This window comes from Venenivibrio stagnispumantis (assembly GCF_900182795.1).
Taxonomy (GTDB): Bacteria; Aquificota; Aquificia; order Aquificales; family Hydrogenothermaceae; genus Venenivibrio; species Venenivibrio stagnispumantis.
The window spans coordinates 1-3,017 of sequence record NZ_FXTX01000038.1; the positions used below are offsets into that span (position 1 = coordinate 1).

3 protein-coding genes are annotated in these 3,017 nt (G+C 28.6%); all 3 read left to right on the forward strand.

The genetic code is table 11. From position 1 onward, the window contains the following. The first annotated feature begins 100 nt into the window (after nucleotides 1-100). The 3 genes from QOR43_RS08525 to mgtE are packed head-to-tail and all read left to right on the forward strand — an operon-like array spanning nucleotide 101 to nucleotide 2,707. Nucleotides 101-397, forward strand: a complete 297-nt coding sequence (locus QOR43_RS08525) for a hypothetical protein (RefSeq protein WP_265135064.1) — start codon at nucleotides 101-103, stop codon at nucleotides 395-397. Between the two features lie 24 nt (nucleotides 398-421). Continuing rightward, on the forward strand, nucleotides 422-1,327 hold the full coding sequence (era, locus tag QOR43_RS08530; protein WP_265135063.1) for a GTPase Era: 906 nt from the start codon (nucleotides 422-424) through the stop codon (nucleotides 1,325-1,327). A 9-nt stretch (nucleotides 1,328-1,336) separates the two neighbouring features. After that, the gene (gene mgtE / locus QOR43_RS08535; protein ID WP_265135062.1) at nucleotides 1,337-2,707 is read left to right on the forward strand and encodes a magnesium transporter; all 1,371 of its coding nucleotides are present in this window, start codon (nucleotides 1,337-1,339) and stop codon (nucleotides 2,705-2,707) included. Nucleotides 2,708-3,017 lie beyond the last annotated feature (310 nt).

The window sequence follows — 3,017 nt, forward strand, 5'->3', positions numbered from 1 at the left end:
GCAAAATACCGCCAGACGGGAATGCTTGCAGGTATAATGGCGGAATATAAATAGCCCGTCCCAAAGTGAGATAAACACTTTGGCTATGTAGGTATGTGTGATGTATACAGAAGAAGATTTTGCTTTAAACAGAAAGGTAACTATGATTTATGGGATTACATTTTTATTTATCTTTTTTGCAGCAGTTGTATCTGAGATACTTAGCCTTGTATTTGATGAAGGTTTATTATCACCGGTGCAGGTTGTATTTCATAGTTTTGCATTTGTGGGATATATTATAACATTTAGATATGTATATAAAAAGCAAGATTGGATTGAGTATAAAAACAGAGAAATAATTAAAAAGCAGGAACTTATTGAAGAAGAAGAGAAAAAAGCATTTTTAACAGAATGGTAAAAATATAAATAGAGAGGTGTAATATTGGAGAATTTTAAAGCTGGATTTGTTGCAATAGTAGGTAGACCTAATGTTGGAAAATCTACTTTGCTAAATAATATTTTACAAACAAAAATTTCTATCGTAAGCCCAAAACCTCAAACTACAAGAATAAGGGTTTTGGGAGTAAAGCATGATAAAGATGCCCAGATTATATTTATTGATACTCCCGGAGTACAAAAAGGAACAGATTTACTTACAAAATCTGTAGTAGAGTCAGCAGTTTCCGGAATGGAAGGTGCAGATGTTATTCTATTTATTATAGAAGCAGATAAAGGCTGGACACCGGAAGATAAACAAATTCTTGAAAATTACATAAAAAAATTACAAAAACCTACAATACTTGTTATCAATAAAATTGATAAAATACAAAGAGATTTAGTTTTACCTCTAATAGAAGAAAGCACAAAACTTTATGATTTTAAAGAGATAGTTCCAATAAGTGCAATAAAAAATATAAATATTGATAGATTGGTAGAAGTGATAAAAAAATATCTTCCTGAATCTCCTCCTCTTTATCCGGAAGATATGATAACAGATTTGCCTTTAAAATTATATATTGCAGAAATAATAAGAGAAAAAGTTTTTTTAAATACAAGGGATGAAATTCCTTATTCTGTAGCAGTAGAAGTAGAAGGTATAAAAGAAGGTGATAAAAATAAAAATCTACTTTTTATAGATGCTACCATATATGTAGAAAAAGATAACCATAAAGGAATTATAATCGGTAAAAAAGGACAGATGCTAAAAAAGATAGGACAACAAGCAAGGGAAGAACTTGAATTTTTGCTTAATAAAAAAATCCATCTAAATCTTTACGTTAAAGTTAAAGAAAGATGGAAAGAAGATTTAACATTACTTAGAGACCTTGGATATAACCAAATTTCTTGAGGAGAACAATTGACACCGGCATTAGAAGTTTTAAAAGAAACAATAAAAAGATTGATGCACAAGGCTAATTATCGCTCTTTAGAAAGGGTTTTAGAAAAAGCCCATAAAGGAGATATAGCTTATATTTTTACTTATTTAAGTAGAGATGAAAGGGTAAAAACTTTTGAAATCTTGATGAAAATAGATATAAAAAAGGCATCTGCAGTTTTATCTGACCTTGAAGAAGATATAAAATTAGATTTGCTCAGAACTTTACCAATCAAAGAAAGCACAAGAATAATATTAACTTTATCTACAAATGAGATAGCACAAATTATTGATAAAGTTCCAAAAGAGCTTCAAAAAGCAGTTTTAGAAAAATTAGAGGAAGAAGAAAAAGAAAAAATAGAAGAGATAATATCTTCCGGAGCAGATACAATAAAATCTATAATAAAAGAAGATTATATAGCAATAAATGAAGAAGAAACTGTATTAGAATGTTTAGCCCAGGTTAAAAAAATATCTTCACAGATGGAGATAATCTATATTTATTCAGTAGATAACAAAAATAGATTAACCGGAGTAATATCCTTAGCAGAAATTCTTAGCTATCCGGAAGATACACAACTAAAAGATATAATAAATAAGGATGTTATAGCTTTAAAAGAAGATACATCAAAAGAAGAAGCTGTAGAGATATTCAAAAGATATAATTTTCCGATTTTACCGGTAGTAGATGAAGAAAGAAGATTAATAGGAGTTATTCATATTTATGATATTTTGGATGTAATCTCTGAAAAAACAACAGAAGAATTTTTCAAAATGGCAGGAGCAAGGGAAGAAGAGCTTTTTTATACAAATCAGATATTTAAAGTAGCAAAATTGAGATTACCTTGGATGCTTTTTGCAATAGTTGGAGAATTTATAACTGCTTTTATTATAAGTAATTTCAGTAGCACCATTGAGGAGTTTTTACCTATAATATTCTTTTTACCAATGGTAGCTGCAATAAGTGGTAATATAAGTTCTCAGGCAGCCATAATAACTGCAAGGGGTATTTTAACCGGTAGAATTATGGAAAATTATAAAGATTTTATTCTTACTTTAATAAAAGAGATAAAAGTTGCTTTTGTTTTAGGGCTTATAATTTCGCTTATTGTTGGTATTGTGGCTTTTATATGGATAATAAACCATAAACTTGGAATAGTTGTAGCATTAGCATTATTTTCTAATATTTTAATAGCTTCCGTAGTTGGTGGGCTTATACCTTATATTATGTATAAATTAAACAAAGACCCGACAATAGCAACCGGTCCTATTATCCTAACATTAAACGATATAATCGGCATCACAATCTACCTCTCAGTAGCCACAATATTTGTGCATTATTTGAAAGTATAATTTTTATTTGAAGGAATAATTATGATAAGAAAAATGGTTTTAATCACTGCTTGTGGGAATAAAAAAGAAGAAAAGCCAACAATTGCAGGTAAATTATATTCACCTGAATTAAATCCGGTAAAAAGATTTAGATAAGTTAAAAGAAAAACTTTTTGGTGTAATAAATTCTTTATCAGAAAGCCATCTTAAGAGTTTAACTTTTTATCTTTATATTAATACCAAAACCATTATAAAATTACCCCAATAAAGCATTTTTAATATAAGGGAAAAATGTAAGATTTTTTAACTTTTCCATAGAAAATGTGTTCAA